We start from the raw sequence: 23,998 nt of genomic DNA, 5'->3' as shown, positions 1-23,998 counted from the left end.
CGTCCTCCCCATCGCGCGGGCCCGGAACCCGTTCCGGTTCCGAGGGTAGCCAGCCGGTTAAACCGCTCGCCGAGGCACCGGCGATCGACTAGACAGGGGCGGTGACCGACACCGGATCCCCGTCATCGCCGCCGGTAGAGGTCGGCACCGCAGCCGACTGGGACGGCATCGCCGCGCTGCTGAACACCGCCTTCCACAGTTTCCCCGACGATCCGGCGGTGGCGGAGGCGACCCGGGCCGTCAGCGAGCCCCACCGCTCCCTGCTGGTCCGCTCCGGGGAGGCCGTGGTGGCGCACGCGGCGGCGTTCACCCGGGAGCTGACCGTGCCGGGCGCGGTGGTGCCGGCGGCGCACGTCACCCGGGTCGCGGTGGCGGCCACCCATCGGCGGCAGGGACTGCTCAGCCGGCTGATGCGGCGACAGTTGCGCGACATCCTGGCCGCCGGGGACGAGCCGGTCGCAGTGCTCTGGGCCAGCGAGGGGCCGATCTATCCCCGGTTCGGCTACGGGCAGGCGTCGCAGCGGTTGCAGCTCGACGTCCGCACCGCCGAGCTGCGCCTGGTCGAGCCCGACGGCACCGGGCAGGCCCCTCCCGGCACCGGACCCGCCGGCGCGCCGCCGATCACGCTCCGCACCGGCGACCCGGTCGCCCTGCAGCCCGTCCTGGCCGCCCTCTGGGACCGGCTCCGCCCCGAGCGGCCGGGCTGGTCCAGCCGGCCCGATCCGTGGTGGCGGTTCGTTCTGGCCGAGGGCGGCACCGCACGATCCGGCGGTGCCACGCCCCGGCTCGCCGTACTCGCCGAGACGGCTGACGGACCGGTCGGCTACGCCCTCTGGCACAGCCGCGCCGACTGGGACGAGCGCGGACCGAGGGCGGCGGTGACCCTCGACGAGCTGGTGGCCGCCGACCCGGCGGCGTACGCGACGCTGTGGCGGTTCCTGCTCAACATCGACCTGACCCGGCACCTCTCCTATCCCCTCGCCGCCGTCGACGAGCCGTTGCAGCACCTGGTCGACGAACCGCGCCAGCTCGGCGCCGTGCTCGCGCCCGGGCTCTGGATCCGGGTCGTCGACCTGCCGGCGGCGCTCGCCGCCCGTAAGTACGCCGCCGATGTCGACGTCGTGCTGGAGGTCAGCGACCCGCTGCTGCCGGAGAACGCGGGACGGTGGCGGTTGACGGTTGCCGGCGGGACGGCCCGGTGCCGGCGTACCGACGACCCCGTCGAGTTGGCCTGTGACATACGCGATCTCGGTGCTGCCTACCTCGGCGGCCCGTCCCTGGCGGCACTGGGCATGGCGGGCCGCGTCCGGGAACTCCACCCCGACGCCCTGGCCCGGACGTCCGCCGCGTTCGGCTGGCACCGCGCGCCCGTCGGTCTTGCGATCTTCTGAGCCGGAAGCCGCGCGCCTTGAGCCGGAAGCCGCGCGCCTTGAGCCGGAAGCCGCGCGCCTTGAGCCGGAAGCCGCGCGCCTTGAGCCGGAAGCCGCGCGCCTTGAGCCGGAAGCCGCGCGCCGGACGGCGACCGGCGGCAGGCTCGCGCCACGGCCGGAACCCGGCGAGCGGTGCGGAGTAGGGTCGGGCGCATGGCCGAGCGCAGTGAGGAGGCGCCGTGACCGACCCGGAGCGCCGACGGCGGCGACTGCGACACGACCCGTCGGGCGGTCCCGGCGGCCAGGCCGGCGAGGCGCGGCGCGGCGCCGACCCGGGCACGTCCGGGGAGGACCGGGATGCCGAACGCGGCCTCCGTGGGTTGATCGGCTCGGGTGCCTCCCAGGTGAGCGTCGCCGCGGCGATGCGCGCCCGGGACGCGGCCCGGCCGACCGACGCCGATCTCGCCGAGGCGGCCGAACGGCTGGTGCTGATCCGGCGTAACTGGGTGCCCCGCGACGAACTGCCGCGCGGCGGGCGCTGAGCGCCCGCTCGACCGCGACGCCGGCAGAGCGCCGTCAAGACACTGCGGCAGAGCGCCGCTACGACGCGGCAGGCAGTGCCGGCAGCGCGCCCGAGCGTTCGTACTCGGCGACCTGCCCGATCCGCCGGGCGTGCCGCTCGTTGCCGGAGAACGGCGTGGTGAGGAATGCCTCCACGATCCCCGTCGCCTCGTCCAGGGTGTGCTGACGGGCGCCGACCGCGACCACGTTCGCATCGTTGTGCTCCCGGGCGAGCTGGGCGGTCTCGACGTTCCAGGCGAGCGCGGCGCGCACCCCGACGACCTTGTTGGCGGCGATCTGCTCGCCGTTGCCCGAGCCGCCGATCACCACGCCGAGGCTGCCCGGGTCGGCCACCACCCGCGCGCCGCTGTGCAGGCAGAAGACCGGGTAGTCGTCGTCCGGATCGAAGAGGAACGGCCCGACGTCGACCAGTTCGTAGCCCTGCTTGGCAAGGTGGTTGGCCAGGTGCACCTTGAGTTCGTAGCCGGCGTGGTCGGATCCCAGATAGACGCGCATACCGGGCAGTCTCTCAGCCCGCCACGGCGGCCCGCGCGCAGGCACGGGCGGGCGCCGTACGGGTCACAGCGGGAGCCCTCGCTCCGGGGTACCCGGGTCCAGCTCGGCCAGGACCAGCCCGGCCCGGGCCTTCGGGGTGAACCAGGTGCTCTTGCGGGGCATCTTCTGCCGGGCCAGGTTGACGGCGACGAAGTCCTGCACCGTCACCGGAGCGATCAGGATCGCCAACTCCGCCCGGCCCTCGTCGACCTCGCCGACCAGCCAGCTCGCCGGGTAGTCGCCGCCGACGTACGTGATCCGCTTGTCGCCGGGGTCGAACCCCAGCGCGTCCCGCAGCAGCACCCGCTCGACGAGCGCGTGGTCGAGGTTCTCCACCGCGCCGCCGGAGCCGGCGGGGAGGGTGACCGCGTAGGTCGTGCCGGCCGCGTAGAGCTGGATCGTGCCGCCTGCGGCCGGCACCGCCGCCGGGCCCGGCACCGGCTCGACCCGGGCCCCGGCCGCGCGGAGCCGGTCGACCAGCTCCTCCGGGGTACTGGTCAGCTCGCTGACCAGCCGGTTGTAGGGCTGGATCGCCACTGAGGCGGGGGTGGTGACCACGGCGAGAAACCGGGGCAGCCCGCCGGTCTGTGCGGCCAGGCTGCGGTGGTTGCCGTCGGCGACGACCAGCTCGCCGGCACCGGCGAGCGCCAGCAGCTCGCTCTGGCGCGCTCCCGGCCCGAGCAGCCAGATCGCGTGGGTGCGTCCCGCCTGGTCGGTGTCGGTCGCGGCGGGCGCGCCGGCCACGTCGGTGGCCTCGGCGAGCGCCCGGTGCAGCGCCTCGCCGGCGTTGCGCCCCGGTTCGGCACCGCTTCCACCGGCACCCTCACCCGGTGCGCCGCTCCCGCCGGCACCGTCAGCTCCGGCCAAGCCGCCGGACCGGTTGCCGGTCTGAAGCAGCAGCACCGGCGAGAGGAGGTGGCCGGTCGCCTCGGCCAGCGCCACCCGCTCCCGCACCTTGGCGATGAAGACGTCCTCGTTGCGGATCACCAGTCCGGGCTCGTCGGCGCTGGTGGAGATCTGGTCGGTGTCGACCATCGCGAACATCCCGTAGCCGGGCTCCTCACCCGGCGCGGTGATCCGGTAGAGCACCACGACCTGCTCGGCCGGGGTGTAGCTGCCGTCGGCCCGCGCCCGCGCCAGCCGGGCCACGGCGTCGGGCAGGGCGTCCGTGAACGACCTCCCGAGGCTCTCCGGCGCCCGGTGCGGCATCTCGATCGCGAGTGCGCTGGATGGATTGTCCCGGATGATCGCCGTGATCTCGGCGTCGTCGGCGAACTCGTCGTAGTTCTGTGCGCCGGTGCCGCCAGTGGTGACCCAGGCTCGGGTGATCGGATGCACGACCGTCATGCGTCGGAACGCTACCGGCGGCGGCGGAACCGGCGTACGGACACCCCGACCCTGTCCACCCCGTGGGCGTCCCGGCCGGCGACACGCCGCCGTGCCGCCGTCGCCGCCCGGGACGCCCCTGCGTCCTGCATTCGGCCGCTCAGCCGAAGCCCGGCCTCAGCCGAAGCCCGACCTCAGCCGAAGCTCGGCCGCTCGTTGCGGGTCCGCTTCAACTCGTAGAAGCCGGGAGTGCCGGCGACCAGCAGTACGCCGTCCCAGAGCCGGCCGGCCGCCTCCCCCTTCGGGGCCGGGGTGATCACCGGGCCGAAGAACGCGACCGTCTCTCCGGACACCGGGCCGGGGGCGTGGATCACCGGCGTGCCCACGTCCTGACCCACCGGCTTCATGCCGGCGTCGTGACTGGCGCGCAGCGCCTCGTCGTACTCGGTGGAGCCGGCGACATCGGCCAGTGCCGGGTCCAGGCCGGCGTCGACCAGCGCCGCCCGGTACAGCTCCGGTCCCCGCTCCTCCCTGTCGATGTGGATCCGGTTGCCGAGCGCGGTGTAGAGCCTGCCGACGGCCTCGGAGCCGTACAGCTGCTCGACCGCGATGCAGATCCGGACCGGGGCCCAGGTGCTTTTCAGGCCCTCCCGGTAATCCTCGGGGAGCCCGTCCCGGCCCGCGTTGAGCACGGCGAGGCTCATCACCCGGAACCGGATGTCGACCGGACGGACCCGTTCCACCTCCAGCAGCCACCGCGAGGTGATCCAGGCCCACGGGCAGACCGGGTCGAAGAACATGTCAACGGACGCGCGCTCGGACAAGGCGCGGCTCCCTTCACCGTCGGATGAGGTCGAAATTTGCGGCACCACTACAGATCTTCACCCCGGCGGCCGCTTGTTGACAGTGGGGGTGAGACCGTGATGTGGAGCACCGGTGCCCGGACCGCCGGCATGAAACACTCGACGTCGAGCCGTGGGGATGGCTTGACGCTGTCAACGGGGACAGCCAGCGGGAAGATGGATGGAGATTCACGTGCCAGGAGTGCGTAACCTGACCCAGGTCGAGGCCACCGAGCGGGGCCGCCTGCTCGACGTCACCGGCTACGACATCCGCCTGGACCTGTCGTCTGCGGGGCAGGGCGCGCAGAGCCGCACCTTCCGTTCGACAACCGAGGTCCGGTTCCGGTGCACCGAGCCTGGTGCCAGCACCTTCATCGAGGTGGCGGCCGATTCGGTACGCGGCGCGACGCTCAACGGCGCGCCCGTCGACCTCTCCGGCTGGTCTGCCGAGGCCGGCCTCGCGCTGACCGGTCTGGCCGCCGAGAACACCCTGGTCGTGGATGCCGACTTCCTCTACTCCTCCAGTGGGCAGGGGCTGCACCGCAGCGTCGACCCGGTCGACGGCGAGACCTATCTCTACAGCCAGTTCGAGACCGCCGACGCGCAGCGGGTCTTCGCCTGCTTCGACCAGCCCGACCTGAAGAGCGTCTTCACCTGGCACGCCACCGTGCCGGCACACTGGCAAGTGATCTCCAACATGCCGGTACGCGCCGACGAGCCGGCCGGCGCGGAGACCGAACCGGCCGGCGCGGAGACCGAACCGGCCGGCGCGGAGACCAAAACGGTCCACTTCTCCGAGTCGGCCCGGATGAGCAGCTACGTCACCGCGCTCTGCGCCGGCCCGTACCACGAGGTGCGCTACCGCCACGACGGCATCGACCTCGGCTACTTCTGCCGGGCCAGCATGGCGCGGCACCTCGACTCCGACGACCTGAACCTGATCACCACCCAGGGCTTCGACTTCTTCCACGAGCAGTTCGGCGTCCGCTACCCCCTGCCAAAGTACGACCAGGTGTGGGTGCCCGACTTCAACGCGGGCGCGATGGAGAACTTCGGCTGCGTCACGCACGCCGAGGCGCACTACCTGTTCCGGTCCCAGGTGACCGACTTCGAGTACGAGCAGCGGGCCAACACGATCCTGCACGAGCTGGCGCACATGTGGTTCGGCGACCTGGTCACCATGCGCTGGTGGAACGACCTGTGGCTCAACGAGTCCTTCGCCGAGTGGGCCAGCCACTGGGCCAACACCAACGCCACCCGCTTCTCCGACGCCTGGACGACCTTCCTCTCCGTCCGCAAGAACTGGGGTTACCGGCAGGACCAGCTCTCCTCCACCCACCCGGTCTACTGCGAGATGCCGGACCTGGAGGCCGTCGAGGTCAACTTCGACGGCATCACGTACGCCAAGGGCGCCAGCGTGCTCAAGCAGCTCGTCGCGTACGTCGGGGAGGGGCCGTTCCGGCAGGGGCTGCGCAGCTACTTCGACAGGTACGCCTGGAGCAACGCCACCTTCGACGACCTGCTCAGCGAGCTGGAGGCCGCCTCCGGCCGGGAACTGCGCAAGTTTGCCGCCGAGTGGCTGGAGACTTCCCAGGTCAACACGTTGCGCCCCGAGGTGTCGGTCGGGCCGGACGGCACGTACCGGTCGGTGGCGGTGCGGCAGGAGGCGCCGGCCGAGCACCCGACGCTGCGTACCCACCGGATCGGGGTGAGCCTCTACGACCTGACCGACGGCCGGCTGGTCCGGCGGGACCGGATCGAGGTCGACGTGGCCGGCGAGCGGACCGAGCTGCCGCAGCTTGCCGGCGTGGCCGCCCCGGACGTGCTGCTGCTCAACGACGACGACCTGACCTACGCCAAGCTCCGGCTGGACGACCGCTCGATGGCGACGGTGGTACGCCACATCGCCGCGTTCGAGTCGTCGCTGGCCCGGGGTCTCTGCTGGGCCGCGGCCTGGGACATGGCCCGGGACGCCGAGCTGGCCGCCCGGGACTACGTGGCGCTGGGGCTGGCCGGGCTCCCCGCCGAGACCGACATCAACCTCGTCACCGCGACGCTGCGCCAGGTCTCCGCCACCCTCGTCTCGTACGCCACGCCGGAGTGGGCACCGACCGGCTGGGCCCAGCTCGCCCGTACCGCGGCGACCGCGGTACGGGCCGCCGAGCCGGGCAGCGGGCTGCAACTGGCCTGGGCCCGCACCTATTCCTCGGCGGCACGCACCGAGGAGGAGCTGGCCGTGCTCCGGGGTTGGCTGGACGGTGTCGAGGTGCCGGCCGGGCTGACCGTCGACACCGAGCTCCGCTGGACCGTGCTCCGCGCCCTGGTGGCGGGCGGCGCGGCCGGCGACGCCGAGATCGACGCCGAGCTGGCCGCCGACCGGACGTCGGGCGGTGAGCGGGAGGCCGCGCTCGCCCGCGCGCTGGTGCCGACGGCCGAGAACAAGGCCACGGTGTGGCGCGGGCTGACCGGCGACGAGATACTGCCGAACTGGCGGCACCGGGCGCTGCTGCAGGGCTTCCAGCACCCGGCGCAGGTCGAGCTGACCGCCCCGTACGCCGAGCGGTTCTTCCAGGTCGTCGACCAGGTCTGGGCGAGCCGGGACAGCGAGCCGGCGCAGGAGTTCGTCATGCTCGCCTACCCGGCGTACCAGATCAACGAGGAGACCGTCCGGGCCACCGACGCCTGGCTGGCGCAGCCGGGGCATCCGGCGCCGCTGCGCCGGCTGGTCGCCGAGGGCCGGGACGGAGTCGTACGCGCGCTCAGGGCCCGCGCCAAGGACGCCGCCGCACCGGCCTGACCGCACCACCGAACCGACCGCCGCCGGGCGCCGGATCCTTCCGGCGCCCGGCGCCGTCGTCAGCCGAGGGATCTTCCGGGTACTCGGCGGTGTGGCGGACCGCGTCAGCCGTGCGACTTGGCCAGGTTGACGAAGCTGCGCCACGCCTCTGACCCGAAGCTCAACGTCCCACCGTCTCGATCCTTGGTGTCCCGAACGAGTACCCGGCCAGGAAGGTTGTCGGCGACCTCGACACAGTTGCCAGAGGCAGCGTTGCTGCGGGTGGAGGTACGCCAACGAGGTTCAGGTGTATTCATTGATCAACCTTAGGATCACGTCTCGGGATTGATCGACCGACAGGGCCAGAGCGTCGATCGCCTCCCATGCTAGTTCCAGCTCCGCGACATCCCCTGGCGACGTCGCCACTCGCCCGCGTAGCTGATCATCTAGGTAGCCGACGCGCCGGCCATCGGGCAGGCTGGCGAGTGAGATGGGGCCGCTGAGTCCGGCGTGCATCCCCGCATCCTGCGGAATGATCTTGACATTGACGGATGGTTGATGCCCCACGTCCACCAGGTGGCCAAGTTGGTCTTTCAAGACCTCGGGCGTTCCCTGGCGAAGCGCGAACTCTCCCACCAGGCAGGTAACGGCCAGCGGCGATTCGCGCTCGAACACGACAGCCTGCCGTCCGAGCCGGGTGGTGACCAGTTCATCGATTCGACCGGCGTTGGCGGGCAGCGTAGCGAACAACTGCCGCATGTAAGGCTCGCGCTGCAACAACCCGGGAATCAGCATCGGCTCCCACGCCCTGAGCAGCAGCGCCCTGCGCTCATGTTCGACCCACGGGCGCAGCCACGGACGCAGGTCTTCGTGGGCCGTCTTCGCCAGCCCTTGAATCTCGCTGCCGGTGCCGAACACATTGTCAAGGCGCTCTGCCGTGCCTTCCTGCGGAATCAGCTTCCCCGCCTCGAAATACTGGACGGAGGATTTCGAGACGCCGATCGCGACGGCAAGCCTGTCCTGAGACAGCTTCCGCTCGGTGCGCAGTTCCCGAATGCGGGCCGGCAGTGACGCCGATGGGCCACCCATACATATCACCCCGGTTGGTCAGTAGCGATGTCGCCATCAGCAGGCGGTCAATGCGTTCATCTTCCGTGATCAGGCCGTCACGGTCCAGGGTGGATCGCAAGCGCCCCGTCCGGGAAGCATGCCCGCTTCGTACCCGTCGGGCAGGGCGCCAACGGGGCGGCGCATCCGGTAAGGACCGGCGTGCCGCCCCGTTCCCCCAAATTGCCGGACGAGAGGCATTCGCCATGAGACACTCTCGCAATTCCCGCCATCGCCGGGCGTGGTGGCGCCTCTGGCGCTACTGCCGATGCGGCTTCCGATGGGTCTGTCCGGACTCGATCGACCTGGTACCGATGCCGTACGAGCCGACGGTGTCGCCCATCAGCCGGCACGACTTCCGGCGGGCGGTCAGGAACGAGGCGAGCAGGATCGCGATCGCACGGCAGTCCCGTACCCAGGCCCGGGACCGGGCCACACCGGAACCGCCGCCACCCACCTCTACCTCCGTCCCGCAGCCGGAGCACCTGCGGAACGACTACCCCGACTCCCGGCGTGAGCCCCGGCGCGACGGATGGAACGGGCCGACCTGGGCGCACCTGGCCAACGGCCGGGCGGGCGGCCTGACTCCGGCTCAGCAGGACCGGGCCAGGCATGCCGAGCGGGTGTAGCCGTGATCGGGCCGTGGGCGCGATGGGAGCGGCACGCGGCACGGCGTCGGACGGCAGCAGCCGGCGCGGTCGGGCAACACGTTCCCGGGGACAGGTACGCCTGCCGGGTGTGCGAGCACGACTGGCCCTGTCAGGACGCCCGGCTGGCCCTGCTGGTCAGCTTCCAGGGTGACCGGGTGGGACTGATGATGTATCTCGCCGCGCACCTCGCAAACGCCCTCGAAGCGCTGCCCGACCGGAATCCCTCCATGATCGTCGGACAGATCCTCTACTGGGTTCCCCGGCGCCGACACTCCTGACTTTCCTGGTTCCCTTCGCGCCCTCTTCCTCCGGCGCGGCGCGAGCGGAACGGCGGACCGATCGGCGGCGGTCCGCCAGGTAGAACCCCGGGCCGTTGTCGAGTCCCCCGAAGGCGGCCCGGGGTGCCGGACTGCCACCAACTCCCTCGGCCGCCAGGCTTGACTGGCAGGAGTGCTTCATGCGCTGTAGCCGCAGCGGGCTTTTGCCGGCATCCGGATCTGCCGAGAAGCACACATTCGATCTTGTTCGACGGGTTGGCGGGCCCAAGAGAGTGCTCCGGTGCACCAAGGAACCGTAGCGTCACCATATCTGGGTGGACTAAGATGCTAGCTAACCGGGAGGTCCAGCTATGTCGGCCGAAGCCGTGCACTACAACATGCATGACGCCAAGACCCACCTGTCGCGCATCATCGAGCGGGTGGAACGCGGCGAGGAGATCATCATCGACCGGGCGGGCACCCCGGTGGCGAAGGTGGTGCCGTTGGTGCGTCGGGCCAACCGCACCGCGGTCGGCTCACTCGCCGGTCAGGTGGACCTGTCAGGGGACTGGGACTCCCCCCAGACCAATGCCGAGATCGCCGCCGACTTCGGTGTCGGCGCATGAGCCTGTTGCTGGACACCCACGTCGCGCTGTGGGCCATCACCGGCGACGTCACCCTCGGCAACGAGTTCCTCGACCGGCTCCGCCACGACCCAGACATCTTCCTGTCTCCGGTCACCCTATGGGAGATCACCATCAAGCAGGCCACCGGCAAGCTCGCCGGCCCGACCGACCTCGTCGAACAGGTACGGGACATGGGCTTCGGGGAACTGCCGGTGACCCACGCACACGTGATCGCGGCCGGTCGCCTACCTCCACACCACCGAGATCCCTTCGATCGGATGCTGGTGGCACAGGCAAGCATCGAGGGTATGACCCTGGCCTCCCGCGACTCGTCGATCGCACTGTACGACATAGACATCTTGAAGGCGTAACAAGCCGGTCCACCGGGACGCCGAGCGTAGGACCGCGTTCCATAGAACCCGCGCGCACAGCATCCGCTCATGCCGCCGACCGCGCGTACCAGCGCCACGGTATCTTGAGGTTGGTAGCCGGCCACGATTCAGGAGGTGTGTATGACTGTCGAGATGGTCGCGCCGGCCTGGATGCATGAGCAGGTCACGGCCGAGCAATACGCGACGTGGACAGAAGAGCAATGTGCGGGTATCGAGATCGTGGATGGGATGGTCCTCGTGAGTCCGAGCGCCTCCAAGCGGCATAACCGCCTGGCCAGGCTTCTGGCGAACGCCTTGGATGCCGCCGCGGGGCCGGGTTGGAACGCCGACACTGACTTCGATGTCCGGCTCCAGGACGTGCCGCTGAACAACCGTCGTCCTGACGTGACGGTCTACCGGGCGGACACCATCGACGTCACTCCGACGCGACCCGAGCATGTACTTCTTGTGGTCGAGGTGGTCTCGCCCGGGTCGGAGACGACCGACCGGATCGTCAAGGCTGATCAGTACGCGAGGGTTGGTATTCAGTTCTATTGGCGTGTTGAGCAGGCCGCGACTGGGGCGCCTCTCGTCTACACGTACGTTCTTGACCCAGCGATCGGACGCTACCGCGATAGTGAAATCTTCACCGGCGTCGTGAAGCTGACGGCGCCCTTCTCGGTCGAGGTCGATCTCGGCCAGATTTGACTTTGGTTCCCCCCTGTGCGTGACGACGGAGCTACGACCGCCCTTGGCGTGCCAACACACTCTTCTGCCGTTGTCGGCGCGCGGGCGGCGAGCACGACGGACCCTGCGTACGCTGCCGTGGTGCAGATCGACTTGGTTGCCCTGATCGTTGACGAGTACGACCCCGCGATCGCGTTCTTCACCGACGTACTCGGCTTCGATCTCGTCGAGGATTCCCCATCGCTGACCACTGACGGGCGGCCCAAGCGGTGGGTCGTCGTCCGGCCGCCGGGTGCCCAGACCGGGATTCTCCTCGCTCGCGCCGACGGAGAACGCCAACGTGCCGCAACCGGTAACCAGGTAGCCGGCCGGGTCGGGTTCTTCCTCCGAGTCGACGACTTCGACGCCGCTTACCGACGGATGGCCGAGGCCGGTGTCACCTTCGTCCGGGAGCCACGGGCAGAGCCCTATGGCCGGGTCGCGGTCTTCCTCGACATCGCCGGCAACCGGTGGGACCTCCTCGGATCCGCATGACGTCGCCGTAGTTGCCAGTCGACGTGCCGCGCTGCGCGCTTACTGAGTGATCAGCATAGGGCGGCGACGGCTTCTACCTCGACGAGTTGGTCGCGGTAACCGAGGACGGCGACTCCCAGCAAGGTGCTGGGCACATCGTGCGGGCCGAAGTGTCGACTGACCACGTCCCACGCCGTGACAAGGTCGTCCCGGCGGTTGCTGGCGACGTAGACGGTCGTCTTGACCACGTCGGTGAGGTCGGCACCGGCCGCCGCCAGTGCGGTGCGTAGATTCGCCATGACCTGCTCGGCCTGCCCGGCCACGTCTCCGACCGCGACGGTGGCGCCGTCCTCGTCGAGCGGGCAGGCGCCGGCAGTGAACACGAGCTTCCGCACGCCAGAGGCTACTGCGGCATAGGCGTACGGAGCCTGATCGGTTAGCTGTGGAACTCGGATCAGCTCAACGGAGTCGGATGCGGTCATGGGCGCATGTTTGCAGACGATCTCGGCAGTGACGACCGCATTATGTTGCCCACGGTCTCGGGTACCCGGATCTGCCGCGGAGCGGGCGGAGGGACAGGTTGTCTCAGGTCGCAGCGCGTGAGGATTCCGTCTGGCGGCCGGCGCGCGGTCGTGCTGGAAGCCGGCGAGCTGGCATGCGATCAGGCCAACCCCGACCGAGCCACCCCCGATCGCACGCCCATCGTGGCGACGGGAAACAATTCCGGTAGTGGAGCCTTCGAGCCGGTCGGACGGGTGCGACCGGGTCAGTCGGCGCGGCCGGCCCGGGTGGCGAGCTGGTCGAGACCGCTGACGATGCCGCCGGTCAGGTCGCCGCCGCCGAAGGCCGCGACCATGGAGAGCGCGGCCAGCTTGGCGTCCCGGTCCGGGATCCGCTTGCGCGCCTCGGAGCCGGTCACCACCTCCAGCACCCGCTGGTTGGGCGAGAGTGCGATCAGCACGGCGCGGGCCGGGTCGGTGAGCTCCAGGTGCAGCCGCTGCGCGTGCTCCCGGACCGGTTCGGTCAGCGGGCCCACATAGACGGTGAAGACCAGACCGGTCGACTCGTCGGCGATCCGCAGCGCCTCGTCGATCCGGAGCAGTTGGCGGGTGGTGAAGGGGCCGTCGAGCACATTCGGCCGGCCGACGTCGCCCGAAACGCCTTCGACCTGCGGCCGATCCTCCCTTGTCACGCTGTCACCAGCGGTCACTTGCGCCCCCTGTCACGCCGGCGCGCTTCGGCGCGCTGATGGTCTCGATCTCACCGCTGGTCAACGCCCTGGCCTCCGCACCCGCCGGCAGCGCCGTCCGCGCGGACTCGTTCAGGTGCTCGGGCGAGGAGAGGAACCAGACCGGCGCGAACTCGAAGGGCCTTCCCGGCCGGTAACGCCGGGAGGGGCGACCGCTGCCGCCGACCCGGGCCAACACGGTGATCACGAGTATCGCGGCGGCCGGGATGGCAACGAAGATCAGCAACGTGTCGGAAACAGACAACCTCAACGCCCCCAGGCGAAAACGGGATCATCGTGCGCGGCCGGATCGGGTGATGATCATGTCAGCCCGACCGATCCGGTCGCCGTTCACGGTATCGGAAACCGCCGCCCACCAGATCTCGGGGTGCCGATCCAGGCCCGGGACGGTGCGGCGAAGTCGGGCTCAAGCCTCCTCGACGAGCCGGGCAAGCGCGTCGACCGCCCGCCAGCAGTCGTGGTAGGTCGAGTAGAGGGGGACCGGGGCCAGCCGGACCACGTCCGGTTCGCGGTCGTCGACGACCACGCCGTACTCGGCCGAGAGCCGCTTGGCCAGCGCGGCGGCACCGCCCCGGCCGATCCGGACGGAGAGCTGGCAGCCGCGCCGGGCCGGGTCGCGCGGGGTGAGCACGGTCAGCGGCCGGCTCGGGACGACCCGGTCCAGCAGTTCTTCGAGGTAGCCGGTCAACCGTTGGCTGCGGGCCCGCAGCGCTGCCATCCCGACCTGCTCGAAGATGGCGAGTGCGCTGCGCATCGGCGCCATGGCCAGTACCGGTGGGTTGGAGATCAGCCACGCCTCCACGGTGGCCGGCGCCCGGAAGACCGGCGCCATCTCGAACCGGGTGGCCTCCTCCGTACCCCACCAGCCCTCGAACCGGTCGACCGCCGGGTCACCGAGGTGCCGCTCGTGCACGAACGCCCCGGCCAACGCCCCCGGCCCGGAGTTCAGGTACTTGTACGTACACCAGGCGGCGAAGTCCACGCCCCAGTCGTGCAGTGCCAGCGGCACGTTGCCGACGGCGTGCGCCAGGTCCCAGCCGACCAGGGCGCCGGCCCGGTGCCCCGCCCGGGTGATCTCCGGGATCTCCATCAGCTCGCCGGTGAGGTAGTTGACCCCGCCGAGCAGGACCAGCGCGACCCGGTGCCCCTCCCGGTCGAGGTAGTCGACCACGTCCTCGGTGCGCAGCGTCTCCTCGCCGGGACGGGGGCGCAGCCGCACCACGGCCTCGTCCGGATCCAGCCCGTGGTGCCGGGCCTGGCTGCGCACCGCGTAGCTGTCCGAGGGGAAGGCGGCGTCCTCGATCAGGATGCGGTCGCGCCCGGCCGTCGGCCGGTAGAACGAGACCATCAGCAGGTGCAGGTTGACCGTGAGCGAGTTCATCACCACGGTTTCGGCCGGCAGCGCGCCGACCAGCGAGGCGCTCGGCCCGGTGAGCGACCGGTAGGAGGGGATCCAGGGCCGGTCACCGCCGAAGTGGCCGGAGACGCCGAGCGTGGCCCAGGTCGACAGCTCTGCGTCGATATCCGCGCGGGCGGCCCGGGGTTGCAGGCCGAGGGAGTTGCCGACCAGGTAGGCCGCCTCGGCGTACCGGCCGCCCTCGGCCGGCGGCACGTGGAACAGGTGCCGGTGGCCGGGGTCGACCTCGTCGCGCCGCCGGGCCTTCTCCTCCGCCGGGATGGTCATCCGCTGCTCACTCCTCACTCGCGCGCCCTACATCTCGGTGCGGGCGGCCCAGAGCTCCGGGAAGACCTCCCGGGCCATGCTCCGGCGCAGCCAGGCGGCGCCGGCCGACCCTCCGGTGCCGACCTTCGCGCCCATCGTCCGGCGCACCGCCCTGAGGTGCTGGTGGCGCCAGTCGTCGAACTGCTCGGCGATCTCCACCAGGGTTTCACCCAGTTGCCGCAGGTGGTTGTCCGGCCCGCTGTCGGCATAGATCTCCACCCAGGCGGCGGTCACCTCGGGGCTCGGGTCGGCCTCGGCGGAGAGGTCCCGGTGCAGCACCGCCTCCGGCAGCGCGAAGCCCCGGCGGGCCAGCAGGGCGGTCACCTCGTCCCAGAGGCTCGGCGCGCGCAGTGCCTCGACCAGGCCGGCGTGCACCTCCGGCTGCCCGTGGAAGGGCCGGACCAGGGCGGCCGTCTTCAGCCCGAGCAGGAACTCCAGGTGCCGGTACATCGCCGACTGGAAGCCGGAGCCCTCGCCGAGCAGGTTGCGGAACCGGTTGAAGTCGGCCGGCGTCATCCAGCGCAGCCCGCGCCAGGCCGCGTTCAGCCCCTCCAGGTGCAGGGCGGCGCGGTGCAGCGGGGCCAGGGCGGCCCAGAGGTCGTCCGCGCGCAGCCGCTGCCGCGCCTCGCGCAGTTCGAAGCAGGTCAGCCCGAAGTAGAGCTCCATGATCTGGCTGACCATCAGGAACGACATCTCGCCGGGATCCCGGCTCAGCGGCTGCTGGAGGCGGTGCAGCGTACTGGCGTGCACGTAGTCGTCGTACGGGGTCCGCTCGACCGGCTCCAGCGTCGGCTCGCCACCGTTGGCGGCGGCGCGGGCGGCCCGCTGCGCGGCGGTTGACGGCCGGACCCGGGGACGCCTCGCTCGCCGCTGCCGCGGGATGCTCTCCACCGTTGCCTCCGTTCCGTAACGTACTACCGACATGATCTCTCCCTGCCACCACCACAGGGAATGCCGGAGCAACGGTGGTGGGCGCCTTTCTCCGCCGGTTGTACAGTCCATGGTCCGGATGACTTAACGTTTGGAAGGTCGCAGGCGGGATCACCGACCAGGTGACGGAGAGTGAGTACTGATGGACGACATGGACTGGGCACTGCTCCGCGAGCTCCAGGCCGATGCCCGGCTCTCGTTCAGTGAACTCTCCCGCCGGGTGCACCTCTCTCCCCCGGCCGTCGCCGAACGGGTCCGCCGGCTGGAGGAATCCGGCGTGGTGACCGGTTACCACGCGCACGTCGACCTGGCCCGGGCCGGGCGGACCGTGGTGGCGATGATCCGGATGTCCTGTTACGGGTCGCGGTGCATCCTCCGCGACCCGGAGGTGCCGGAATGGCCCGAAATCCTGGAGATCCACCGGATCACCGGGGACGCCTGCAGCATGCTCAAGGTCGCGGCCGGGTCGATCGAGGCGTTCGAGCAGGTCATCGACAGGCTGGCCCCGTACGGGCAGCCGTCCAGCACGATGGTGCTCTCCAGCCCGCTGCACTGGCATCCGGTCCTGCCCCTGCCATCCGCTTCACCCGACTGACCAGGGCTTTTGTCGGCCGGTCGGGCCCGGATGCGCGTGTGTGACCCGGGTCGGTGGGAACACCCACCCCGACGACGGTCGTGCCAGCGCGGCCCGCCCGACGCGGCGCGCGCACGGCCGGGAAATTGCACCGCCGGGGAGGGAAGTCATGCTCGCTGCCAAGGTCGTCGGCCGTACGATCGCCGCCGGCATCGCCGTCGCCGCCCTGGTTCCGGGACCGCTGCTCGGGGACGCCACCGCGGTACGCGCCGGACCCAACACCTTCGTGGAGGTCACTCCGAACACCGCCCAGGCGGGTACCCGGGTCAACATCCGGGCGAGTTGCGACACCGCCAACAACCAGCAGGCGACGGTGCACTCGGACGCCTTCGGCAGGGTGATCGTCCGCCCCGACAACGGCTTCCTCACCGGGTCGGTGACGATTCCGGGCGGCAAGGCCCCCGGGTCGTACGCGGTCAACCTGAGCTGCCAGCAGAACGGCAACAACGCCACCACCACGCTCACCGTGGTGAACATGAGCCAGGGCAGCCAGGGGCCGGCCACCGGTGGCGGCGGTACGGCCGGCGGCCAGAGCGGGACGCTGATGATCGCCGGTGGCATCGGCATCGTCGCGCTCGGCATCGGCTTCGGGCTGGCCGGCCGGCACCGGCGGCGCACCGAGCCGAGTAGCTGACCCGCGGACTCCACCATGTTCCGCTGCTCCACCGGCGGTGGCACGTGGCGGGGCCGGGCGGAGCGGTGGTGGGCACGGACGGGCCGGTGGCGACGCCGTACGGCCCGGCTGGCCCGCCAGGCGACCGCGGCGAGCATCACCAGCCCGGATCCGGCGGACGGCACCCCACCGGGCACCCTGGACGCCGCGCCGCCCCGCCCGGCGCCCGCGGGCCGACGCCGGTGGGGCCGCCGGCCCGGACCGGTACCCGTGATCACCCTGCTGCTGGGTCTGCTCGTCACCCTCTTCGGGGTGCAGAGCGTCACCGGGATCACCCTGCTGCCGAGCGGACTGCCGTTCGGCGCTCCGGCCCCGCCCCGCAAATTTCCGGTCCTCGAGTCGAGCCCACCCGTCGAGATCGGCATCCGGTCTCTCGACCTGACCGCGCCGGTGCATCCGGTCGGCGTCGCGCCGGACGGCACGATCGACGTGCCGGCGTCGGACCGCCGCGACGAGGCCGGCTGGTACGACGCGAGTCCGACCCCTGGCCAGTACGGGCCCTCGGTGATCGTCGGTCACGTCGACACCCGCACCGGCCCGGCGGTCTTCCACGACCTCGCCGGGCTGCGTCCCGGCTCGAAGATCGAGGTCGATCGGGCGGACGGCTCGGTGGCGGTCTTCGAGGTCAACTCCGTCCGGCGGTTCAACAAGTCGGAGCTGCCGGTGGAGCAGGTCTACGGGGACTTCAGCCGGCCGTCACTCCGGCTGATCACCTGCGGAGGGCGCTGGGTCGGCGGCTCCACCGGCTACGCCGACAACGTCATCGTCTTCGCGTCCCTGGTCTCCGCCCGGCACACCTGACCTCGCAACCGGCGGCGACACTCCGTCCCCGGGTCGCCGACACGGGAGGACGGTGATGCACCGCCGGTTGCGCCCGACTCGCGTGCCAACCTCCGCTCAGGCCGCCTCGGCCTCGCGCAGGTCCAGCCAGTCCGCCCAGCGGGGATCCGGCGCCCGGTGCCCGAGCACCCGCCACGCGACGCCCTTCGGCGCGGCGGGCAACGCGTGCAGCCGCCAGCCCAATTCGGCCGGGGTCTTGTCGCCCTTGGTGTGGTTGCACCTGGCACAGGCGGCGACGACGTTCTCCCAGGCGTGCCGGCCGCCCCGGCTGCGCGGAAAGACGTGGTCGATCGTCTCGGCGGGACCGCGGCAGTAGACGCAGCGCCAGTTGTCCCGGGCGAAGATGGCCCGCCGGGAGAGCCCGACGTGCGTGCGGTACGGCACCCGGACGAAGCGGGTCAGCCGGACCACCGACGGCACCGGCAGGGCGTTGCGGGCACTGTGCAGGATCCCGTCCCCGTCGGCCACGCAGACGGCCTTGGCGGAGAGGACGAGGATGGCGGCTCGACGCACTGAAACGACACACAGCGGCTCATAGGTCGCATTGAGCACCAACGCTCCGGAGCCCACCGTGGGTCGTATGTCAGGCATCGCGCTCACCCTCTCGGTTGTGTCCCGTCCGCTCCCTCGCCCGCCTGGTGCCGGCCCGGCCCCGGTGACCCGTCGGGCAGCACGCACCGACCGGCCGCCACGACCACGGCCGACGCCGGCAGATCACCGGCGTCCGTGCGCCAATAGTCCCCGATAGCTGGCGCGATTGCACGTACTAATCCGGGGTCCCGCAGAAAGCTTTCACGTCCCGTGGCAAGATGACCGGTTCGCCGTCTCACCCCGCCAGTCCGGCGTCGGGCGGTCGGCGTCCCGCTGGTCGGCGGTCGGATCGTCGAGGGGTCTGCGCCACGAGACGGCGGGTCGGCCGGCACCGGCGCGGGCCGGTACGGTACGAAACACTCGTGAACCCCGCGACGCTGATCACCGCCGTGCTCGGGATGCCGGCAGCCGAGGCTCCGGACCCGGAGCCGAGCTGTCTGGACGACCCCGGCTGCAAGCTGGTCTGGGACGTGACCGGCTCGGTGTGGTTCGCCGAGGGGAGCACCTACTTCCTGATCAAGCCGGCCACCATCCTGCTGATCCTGCTGCTGGCCGTCCTGCTCCGTTACCTGCTGCACCGGACGATCAACCGGCTGGTGCGGAGTACGTCGGAGAGCCGGATCCCCACCGTGCTCCGCCCGCTGCGGGAGCGGATCCCGAGCGCCGGCCCGGACACGCAGGCCGTCGTGCCGGAGCGGCGGCGGCAGCGGGCCGAGGCGATCGGCTCGGTGCTGCGCAGCATGACCACGCTGGTGGTCTTCGCGATCGCCGTGTTGCAGATCCTGAGCGAGTTGGGCTTCAACCTCGCCCCGCTGCTGGCCAGTGCCGGCATCGCCGGCCTGGCTCTCGGGTTCGGCGCCCAGACCCTGGTCAAGGACCTGCTCGCCGGGCTCTTCATGCTGCTGGAGGACCAGTACGGGGTCGGCGATCTGGTGGACCTCGGTGAGGCGACCGGAGTGGTCGAGGCGGTCGGGCTGCGGATCACCACCGTCCGGGACGCCAGGGGGGTGCTCTGGTACATCCGCAACGGCGAGATCATCCGGGTCGGCAACAAGAGCCAGGGCTGGGCGATGGTGGTGGTGGACATGCCGATCGGCTTCGCCCGCACCGACGAGGCCACCGCGGTGCTGCGGACCGCCGCCGCCTCGGTCGCGGTCGATCCGGAGCTGGCGCCGGAACTGGTCGATCCACCCGAGGTGCTCGGCGTCGAGCAGGTCACCGTGGACGGCTCGGTGATCAGGACCATTGCCAAGACCACCGCCGAGGGGCAGTTCGCGGTGGCCCGGGAGCTGCGCCGCCGGCTCGCCGAGGCGCTGGAGAACTCGGGTATCACCGCCGACATCGTGGCGGCCCGGTTGTATCCCCGGCCGTCGACGCCGCCGGGCAACGGGGAGCCGCCGCGGGCCGAGGGAGAGACCGGCCAGGGTGGAGCGACCTGACCGACCGGCACGGGTCGCGTACCGTGTGGGCGGTCGGGTATCGTCCGTTCGACCAGTCGGGGATGTGACGATCTATCCGTTCGCCCTAGCCACCAGTCATACGATCGGGCAGAATCCAGAACAAGCTCCCTCCCGGAGCGTCACGAAGACCTCGCTGATCCGAACGTCTAACGTTCCCGGCAGCCCCATCACCTTTGGTCAGCGGTCGAGAACGATGGAGGCCCACCGGTGTCCGACGAGACACACGTTCCCGAACGGCCGGCAACCTTTCGGGAAGTGTTTGCCCAGCGTGAATACCGGGCGGTCTTCGCGGCCACCGTACTGACCTGGACCGGCGACTACCTCGCCAAGGCCGCCGTCACGCTGCTGGTCTACCAGCAGAGTCAGTCCGTGGCGCTCTCCGCCGCCGCGTTCGCCACCAGCTACCTGCCCTGGCTGCTCGGTGGGCCGCTGCTCACCACGCTGGCCGACCGGTATCCGTACCGGACGGTCATGGTAATGTGCGACCTCGTCCGGCTCCCGCTGTACGCGACGATCGCGATCGGCGGCCTGGACACTCCGGTGATCCTGGCGCTGCTCTTCGCCGCGACGCTGGCGAACCCGCCGAGCCAGGCGGCCCGGTCGGCGATGCTGCCACTGCTGCTCACCGGGGACCGGCTGATCGTCGCGCTCTCCCTGCACGCCAGCGCGGGGCAGGCGGCGCAGATCGCCGGCTACGTCGTCGGGGCCGGCATCGCACTGTACAGCCCGGCCCTGGCCCTGCTGATCAACGCCGCCACCTTCGGCCTCTCCGCGTTGATCATCTGGTTCGGCGTCCGGCACCGGCCCGCCGTGCCGCCGGAGGACGGGCGCCGGCACCTCCTGCGCGAGACGGCCGCCGGTTTCGCCATGGTCTTCGGGACCCCGGTGTTGCGGGCCATCGCGATCCTGGTCTTCTGCGCGATGCTCTTCGCGATCGTGCCGGAGGGGCTGGCCGCGGCCTGGGCCACCGAGCTCGCCGGCACCGGCGCCGACCGGAGCGCCACCCAGGCGCTGATCATGATCGCCGCGCCGGCCGGCTTCATCCTCGGCGGGCTCCTGGTGGGGCGGGGTCTCCGGCCGGAACTGCGCCGGACCCTGATCCGCCCGTTCGCGGTCCTCGCCCCGCTGGCCCTGGTGCCCGCCGTGTTCAACCCGCCGCCGGTGGTGGTGGCGCTGCTGGCCGCGGTCGCGGGCGTGGCGGTCGCCGGCCTGCTGCCGGTGACGAACGGCCTCTTCGTGCTGGCCCTGCCGCAGGGCTACCGCGCCCGGGCGAACGGCGTGATGAACACCGGCGTGCAGGTGATGCAGGGGGCGGCCGTGCTGGTCACCGGCGTGCTGGCCGACCGGTTCACCATCCCCCGCGTGGTGGGGCTGTGGAGCCTCGCCGGGGTGCTGCTGATGCTGCTGCTGGCACTGCGCTGGCCCACCGCGCAGCGCTTCGACGCGGCGATCGCGGAGGCCCGGCGCCGCTCGGAGCAGGCGGGCCCGCCCGTCCCGGCCACCCCGGGCCGCCCGGCGGATCAGCGTACGCCCCCGCCCAACCCCCGTCCGCCCTCCTCCGAGGCCGGCATCGGCGCCGTCTGATCTCCGTCCCGCCCGCCGGCAGGTGGTGCCCCGGCACGCCGCAGAGCGGTGGTGTGAGCCAGCCCGCACCCGGCAGAGGGCTCGGACGACGGTCGACCGTCGGATACAGGTGGCAGGATGGAGCGGTGAACCCCGCAGGTGAGCGAGAGCAGACCCGCCCGTCGCAGACCTTCTTCGAGGAGATCGGCGGCGAACCGGCCTTCCGGAGGCTGGTCGACGAGTTCTACGCGGGTGTCGCCGACGACCCGGTGCTCCGGCCGATGTATCCGGAGGCCGATCTGGGGCCGGCGGCGGAACGGCTGAGGCTTTTCCTGATCCAGTACTGGGGCGGCCCCACCACCTACTCCGCGCAGCGCGGGCACCCCCGGCTCCGGATGCGGCACGCGCCGTTCCGGGTCGGGCCGGCCGAGCGGGATGCCTGGCTGCGGCACATGCGTCGGGCCGTGGACCGGCTGGAACTCTCCCCGGCGCAGGACGAGACGCTGTGGCAGTACCTCGAGCGGGCGGCTTACTTCATGGTCAACACTATGGACGAGACACCGGGCCCGGCGCGGTGAGCCCGGCGGGCAGGAGCGTCGCTCCCTACAGGAGGGCGCCCTCGTCGTGCAGCCAGTCGACGAAGGTGGTGGCCACGGCGGCCCCGCAGTCCAGCATCTCGACGAGCAGGGCGTCGTGCGCCCCGGCACTCAACGGCACCTGCAACTCGGCGTAGATCGGCAACTGCCCGCGCTCGGTGGGGTCACCGACGTACGCCTTGCAGAACCGCCGGGTGTGGTTCCACTCGTTGACGACCCGGTAGGCCCGGTCGGCCCAGTCCGGCGGGACGGTGGAGTGTGGACGGGCCCGCATGACGAGGATCTCGTCGTCCGGCCCCTCCAGGGTGAAGAGCACGGCGTGCCGCTCCCACATGGCCAGCAGGCTGCCGTCGCCGTCGGCGAGGTAGCGCACGTCGAGCAGATCCAGCGCGTCACCCACCCGGCGCAGGGTCACCGGCGCGATCACCGGAGGTATGTCCCTGATCCCGGTCCGGTCGCCGAGCCGGGACTCGGGCTCCGGTCGGGCGTCGTGTTCCGGCTCCCGGGGTGCCGGCGGTCCGACCCGGACAGCACCTTCCGACGCGATCCTGCTTCGAGTTTCCGGCTCGCCGCCACCGGCGGGGCCGGGGCGCCATGACCACCACGGCATAGCTTGCGCACCTCACTCCCCAGCGGATCCACATGCCTACGTTGCGTTGGATCCGAGGCCCGACGGTACCCGTACAGCCGGCTCGAAGCACCCCCCCAACTGCAGCCCCGGGACAGATGGACCATGTCACATCAGCCGTTCGGTTGATCACCTGCTGGTTTTATCGCAAGCTGACTGACCTTCTGTGACCACGCCACTCCGAATGGTGCCGCCAAACCGACCCAACGACCGGCGATCCGCACCTGTACGGCGTCCTGCCCGGCCGGGCCGGGGGAGCTGAGAAAGCCCATCCGGACGATGGCCTGGACCAGTCGTTGAGAGACCTCGATCCGGCTGTCCTCGCCGGACGACCCGATCCCGGCAGTGCCCTCCCGGCCCGTGGCCGGTCCGCCGGCACCGGCCGGCTCCGCTCCGGTCACCACCACCGCCACGTGGTCGAGCAGGGCGTCCCGGAGCGCGCGCTGACCCACCGCCCGGCCGGCCACGCCCTCGCTGGCCGCTCCGCGCAGGGTCTCCGCCGCCGCTACCGCGATCCGGCGCAGCTCCGCGCCGTCGATCGTCTCCACCACCGTCCCGGACGACCCCGGCACCGGCCACCGCCAGTCGGCGTCGCGCCGCCGGGGCAGCGCCGCGCCGCCCCGGCCGAGTTCGGTGAGCAGTTCGGCGGCGGAGACCGTGGCATCGCCGGGACCGGCCCCGGCCACCACCCGGGCCACCAGCACGCCCCAGGGCAGCCGCGCCCAGAGCACTGTCCGGTCCGCAGCCCCGCCGGGCCGGAGCCGAACCACCGCGCCCGGATCGAGCCGGGTCAACCGGGCCAGGAAGGCACCGGCGTCCGGCAGCCCGGTCAGGCCGTGCTCCGCACCGGCCGCCGCTGACGCACCACCCGAAGGCTCTTCCACACCGGCCACCGAATCGCTCCCCCTACGCTGGCTCGTGCCGGCCGACCCTTCGCCGACCCCGGTCCCGGGCCCGGTCCCCCGCTTGCTACGCCGGCCCGGTCGCGACGGACGGCTCGAGCAGGTACGGCCGCAGGAAGTCCTGCTCCTGATCGGTCAGCCGGCGGGCCCGTTGCTTCTTCAGATCGAAGGGTACGAGCACCGAGCGGGCCCGGCTGGCCAGCACCTCGCCGTCGAAGAGCTCGTAGCCGATGGTGAACCGGGACTGCCGCAGATCCTCCACCCACATCTCGATGCGCACCGACGGGGCGCGTTCGGCGGTCGCCCGGCCGAGCGCGTACTCGACCGGGCGCAGGTAGTCGATCTCGTGGCGGTAGATCACCACGCCCTCGGCGAAGGAGTCGACGCCCCGGTCCCGGGCACCGGCGAACATCAGCGCCACCCGGGCCTCCTCGTAGAGGGTGAGGAAGCGGGCGTTGTTGACGTGCCCGTACGCGTCCAGGTCGGACCAGCGCAGGGTGCAGTCGTAGACGTACCGGCGACTGTCGGGCCGCCCGCCCGGGGCCGGGACCGCCGGCCGGGACCGCAC

Annotated in this window: 29 protein-coding genes; 15 read left to right on the top strand and 14 right to left on the bottom strand. The window is 71.5% G+C overall.

Annotation, left to right across the window (positions count from 1 at the left end):
• The first annotated feature begins 101 nt into the window (after window positions 1-101).
• Both ACN28C_RS12235 and ACN28C_RS12230 read left to right on the top strand, forming a co-directional pair.
• The gene (locus ACN28C_RS12235; protein ID WP_422773598.1) at window positions 102-1,391 is read left to right on the top strand and encodes a GNAT family N-acetyltransferase; all 1,290 of its coding nucleotides are present in this window, start codon (window positions 102-104) and stop codon (window positions 1,389-1,391) included.
• 218 nt (window positions 1,392-1,609) lie between these two features.
• The gene (locus ACN28C_RS12230; RefSeq protein ID WP_422773597.1) at window positions 1,610-1,912 is read left to right on the top strand and encodes a hypothetical protein; all 303 of its coding nucleotides are present in this window, start codon (window positions 1,610-1,612) and stop codon (window positions 1,910-1,912) included.
• Between the two features lie 58 nt (window positions 1,913-1,970).
• Here ACN28C_RS12230 and ACN28C_RS12225 read toward each other — a convergent pair whose 3' ends face one another.
• From ACN28C_RS12225 to ACN28C_RS12215, 3 genes are all read right to left on the bottom strand, one after another.
• Window positions 1,971-2,447, bottom strand: a complete 477-nt coding sequence (locus ACN28C_RS12225) for a ribose-5-phosphate isomerase (protein WP_422773596.1) — start codon at window positions 2,445-2,447, stop codon at window positions 1,971-1,973.
• Window positions 2,448-2,510: 63 nt separating this feature from the next.
• Window positions 2,511-3,833 carry a DUF1015 family protein gene (locus ACN28C_RS12220; RefSeq protein ID WP_422773595.1) on the bottom strand — a complete coding sequence of 441 codons (1,323 nt, stop codon included), beginning with the start codon at window positions 3,831-3,833 and terminating at the stop codon, window positions 2,511-2,513.
• Window positions 3,834-4,006: 173 nt separating this feature from the next.
• Window positions 4,007-4,636, bottom strand: coding sequence for a disulfide bond formation protein DsbA (locus ACN28C_RS12215; RefSeq protein ID WP_422773594.1), 630 nt, complete (start codon window positions 4,634-4,636; stop codon window positions 4,007-4,009).
• Between the two features lie 220 nt (window positions 4,637-4,856).
• Between ACN28C_RS12215 and pepN the strand changes: the two genes are divergently transcribed.
• Window positions 4,857-7,451 carry an aminopeptidase N gene (pepN, locus tag ACN28C_RS12210; RefSeq protein ID WP_422774638.1) on the top strand — a complete coding sequence of 865 codons (2,595 nt, stop codon included), beginning with the start codon at window positions 4,857-4,859 and terminating at the stop codon, window positions 7,449-7,451.
• 104 nt (window positions 7,452-7,555) lie between these two features.
• On the opposite strand, the gene ACN28C_RS12205 is transcribed toward pepN, so the two are convergent.
• Together ACN28C_RS12205 and ACN28C_RS12200 are read right to left on the bottom strand one after the other, a co-directional pair.
• On the bottom strand, window positions 7,556-7,747 hold the full coding sequence (locus ACN28C_RS12205; protein WP_422773593.1) for a DUF397 domain-containing protein: 192 nt from the start codon (window positions 7,745-7,747) through the stop codon (window positions 7,556-7,558).
• Window positions 7,734-8,519, bottom strand: coding sequence for a helix-turn-helix domain-containing protein (locus ACN28C_RS12200; protein WP_422773592.1), 786 nt, complete (start codon window positions 8,517-8,519; stop codon window positions 7,734-7,736). Before ACN28C_RS12200 ends, ACN28C_RS12205 begins: the two co-directional genes overlap by 14 nt.
• A 350-nt stretch (window positions 8,520-8,869) precedes the next feature.
• Between ACN28C_RS12200 and ACN28C_RS12195 the strand changes: the two genes are divergently transcribed.
• The 6 genes from ACN28C_RS12195 to ACN28C_RS12170 all read left to right on the top strand — a co-directional run bounded on the left by ACN28C_RS12195 (window position 8,870) and on the right by ACN28C_RS12170 (window position 11,662).
• Complete coding sequence (locus ACN28C_RS12195) at window positions 8,870-9,166, top strand: hypothetical protein (RefSeq protein ID WP_422773591.1); 297 nt, start codon at window positions 8,870-8,872, stop codon at window positions 9,164-9,166.
• 107 nt (window positions 9,167-9,273) lie between these two features.
• Window positions 9,274-9,465 carry a flavin reductase gene (locus ACN28C_RS12190; RefSeq protein ID WP_421494832.1) on the top strand — a complete coding sequence of 64 codons (192 nt, stop codon included), beginning with the start codon at window positions 9,274-9,276 and terminating at the stop codon, window positions 9,463-9,465.
• Between the two features lie 350 nt (window positions 9,466-9,815).
• Complete coding sequence (locus tag ACN28C_RS12185) at window positions 9,816-10,070, top strand: type II toxin-antitoxin system Phd/YefM family antitoxin (protein ID WP_422773590.1); 255 nt, start codon at window positions 9,816-9,818, stop codon at window positions 10,068-10,070.
• Window positions 10,067-10,441 (top strand): type II toxin-antitoxin system VapC family toxin, encoded by a 375-nt coding sequence (locus ACN28C_RS12180; RefSeq protein ID WP_422773589.1) that lies wholly within the window; start codon window positions 10,067-10,069, stop codon window positions 10,439-10,441. Before ACN28C_RS12185 ends, ACN28C_RS12180 begins: the two co-directional genes overlap by 4 nt.
• Window positions 10,442-10,582: 141 nt before the next feature.
• The gene (locus tag ACN28C_RS12175) at window positions 10,583-11,149 is read left to right on the top strand and encodes a Uma2 family endonuclease (RefSeq protein ID WP_422773588.1); all 567 of its coding nucleotides are present in this window, start codon (window positions 10,583-10,585) and stop codon (window positions 11,147-11,149) included.
• 117 nt (window positions 11,150-11,266) lie between these two features.
• Window positions 11,267-11,662 (top strand): VOC family protein, encoded by a 396-nt coding sequence (locus ACN28C_RS12170; RefSeq protein WP_422774637.1) that lies wholly within the window; start codon window positions 11,267-11,269, stop codon window positions 11,660-11,662.
• A 50-nt stretch (window positions 11,663-11,712) separates the two neighbouring features.
• On the opposite strand, the gene ACN28C_RS12165 is transcribed toward ACN28C_RS12170, so the two are convergent.
• From ACN28C_RS12165 to ACN28C_RS12145, 5 genes are all read right to left on the bottom strand, one after another.
• A complete protein-coding gene (locus ACN28C_RS12165) occupies window positions 11,713-12,123 on the bottom strand; it encodes a RidA family protein (protein WP_422773587.1) in 411 nt (136 codons plus the stop codon).
• A gap of 284 nt (window positions 12,124-12,407) precedes the next feature.
• On the bottom strand, window positions 12,408-12,773 hold the full coding sequence (locus tag ACN28C_RS12160) for a DUF5130 family protein (RefSeq protein WP_422774636.1): 366 nt from the start codon (window positions 12,771-12,773) through the stop codon (window positions 12,408-12,410).
• Between the two features lie 64 nt (window positions 12,774-12,837).
• Window positions 12,838-13,116 carry a hypothetical protein gene (locus ACN28C_RS12155; protein ID WP_422774635.1) on the bottom strand — a complete coding sequence of 93 codons (279 nt, stop codon included), beginning with the start codon at window positions 13,114-13,116 and terminating at the stop codon, window positions 12,838-12,840.
• A gap of 180 nt (window positions 13,117-13,296) precedes the next feature.
• The gene (gene kynU, locus ACN28C_RS12150) at window positions 13,297-14,574 is read right to left on the bottom strand and encodes a kynureninase (protein WP_422773586.1); all 1,278 of its coding nucleotides are present in this window, start codon (window positions 14,572-14,574) and stop codon (window positions 13,297-13,299) included.
• A 27-nt stretch (window positions 14,575-14,601) separates the two neighbouring features.
• Entirely contained in the window at window positions 14,602-15,537 is a 936-nt protein-coding gene (locus tag ACN28C_RS12145) for a tryptophan 2,3-dioxygenase (protein ID WP_422773585.1), read from the bottom strand.
• A 148-nt stretch (window positions 15,538-15,685) separates the two neighbouring features.
• On the opposite strand from ACN28C_RS12145, the gene ACN28C_RS12140 reads away from it, so the two are divergent.
• The 3 genes from ACN28C_RS12140 to ACN28C_RS12130 all read left to right on the top strand — a co-directional run bounded on the left by ACN28C_RS12140 (window position 15,686) and on the right by ACN28C_RS12130 (window position 17,651).
• On the top strand, window positions 15,686-16,138 hold the full coding sequence (locus tag ACN28C_RS12140) for an Lrp/AsnC family transcriptional regulator (RefSeq protein WP_422773584.1): 453 nt from the start codon (window positions 15,686-15,688) through the stop codon (window positions 16,136-16,138).
• A gap of 148 nt (window positions 16,139-16,286) precedes the next feature.
• A complete protein-coding gene (locus ACN28C_RS12135; RefSeq protein WP_422773583.1) occupies window positions 16,287-16,811 on the top strand; it encodes a hypothetical protein in 525 nt (174 codons plus the stop codon).
• 15 nt (window positions 16,812-16,826) lie between these two features.
• Window positions 16,827-17,651, top strand: a complete 825-nt coding sequence (locus ACN28C_RS12130) for a class F sortase (protein ID WP_422773582.1) — start codon at window positions 16,827-16,829, stop codon at window positions 17,649-17,651.
• A 96-nt stretch (window positions 17,652-17,747) separates the two neighbouring features.
• Here ACN28C_RS12130 and ACN28C_RS12125 read toward each other — a convergent pair whose 3' ends face one another.
• Window positions 17,748-18,281: an HNH endonuclease gene (locus ACN28C_RS12125; RefSeq protein ID WP_422773581.1), complete on the bottom strand. Its 534-nt coding sequence runs from the start codon at window positions 18,279-18,281 to the stop codon at window positions 17,748-17,750.
• 362 nt (window positions 18,282-18,643) lie between these two features.
• On the opposite strand from ACN28C_RS12125, the gene ACN28C_RS12120 reads away from it, so the two are divergent.
• The 3 genes from ACN28C_RS12120 to ACN28C_RS12110 all read left to right on the top strand — a co-directional run bounded on the left by ACN28C_RS12120 (window position 18,644) and on the right by ACN28C_RS12110 (window position 21,882).
• Window positions 18,644-19,720: a mechanosensitive ion channel family protein gene (locus ACN28C_RS12120; protein ID WP_422773580.1), complete on the top strand. Its 1,077-nt coding sequence runs from the start codon at window positions 18,644-18,646 to the stop codon at window positions 19,718-19,720.
• Window positions 19,721-19,996: 276 nt separating this feature from the next.
• Window positions 19,997-21,325, top strand: coding sequence for an MFS transporter (locus tag ACN28C_RS12115; RefSeq protein WP_422773579.1), 1,329 nt, complete (start codon window positions 19,997-19,999; stop codon window positions 21,323-21,325).
• Between the two features lie 125 nt (window positions 21,326-21,450).
• On the top strand, window positions 21,451-21,882 hold the full coding sequence (locus tag ACN28C_RS12110; protein ID WP_422773578.1) for a globin: 432 nt from the start codon (window positions 21,451-21,453) through the stop codon (window positions 21,880-21,882).
• A gap of 25 nt (window positions 21,883-21,907) precedes the next feature.
• Here the strand turns inward: ACN28C_RS12110 and ACN28C_RS12105 are convergent, their stop codons facing one another.
• The 3 genes from ACN28C_RS12105 to ACN28C_RS12095 form a co-directional block, all read right to left on the bottom strand.
• Complete coding sequence (locus tag ACN28C_RS12105) at window positions 21,908-22,510, bottom strand: YbjN domain-containing protein (protein WP_421494850.1); 603 nt, start codon at window positions 22,508-22,510, stop codon at window positions 21,908-21,910.
• A gap of 131 nt (window positions 22,511-22,641) precedes the next feature.
• On the bottom strand, window positions 22,642-23,421 hold the full coding sequence (locus ACN28C_RS12100) for a hypothetical protein (protein WP_422773577.1): 780 nt from the start codon (window positions 23,419-23,421) through the stop codon (window positions 22,642-22,644).
• Window positions 23,422-23,497: 76 nt separating this feature from the next.
• On the bottom strand, window positions 23,498-23,998 hold the full coding sequence (locus ACN28C_RS12095) for an acyl-CoA thioesterase (protein WP_422774634.1): 501 nt from the start codon (window positions 23,996-23,998) through the stop codon (window positions 23,498-23,500).

Source organism: Plantactinospora sp. WMMC1484 (assembly GCF_049315195.1).
Lineage (GTDB): Bacteria > Actinomycetota > Actinomycetes > Mycobacteriales > Micromonosporaceae > Plantactinospora.
The sequence above is the reverse complement of the archived record's forward strand: the minus strand, read 5'-3'. Positions and strand labels throughout refer to the sequence as shown.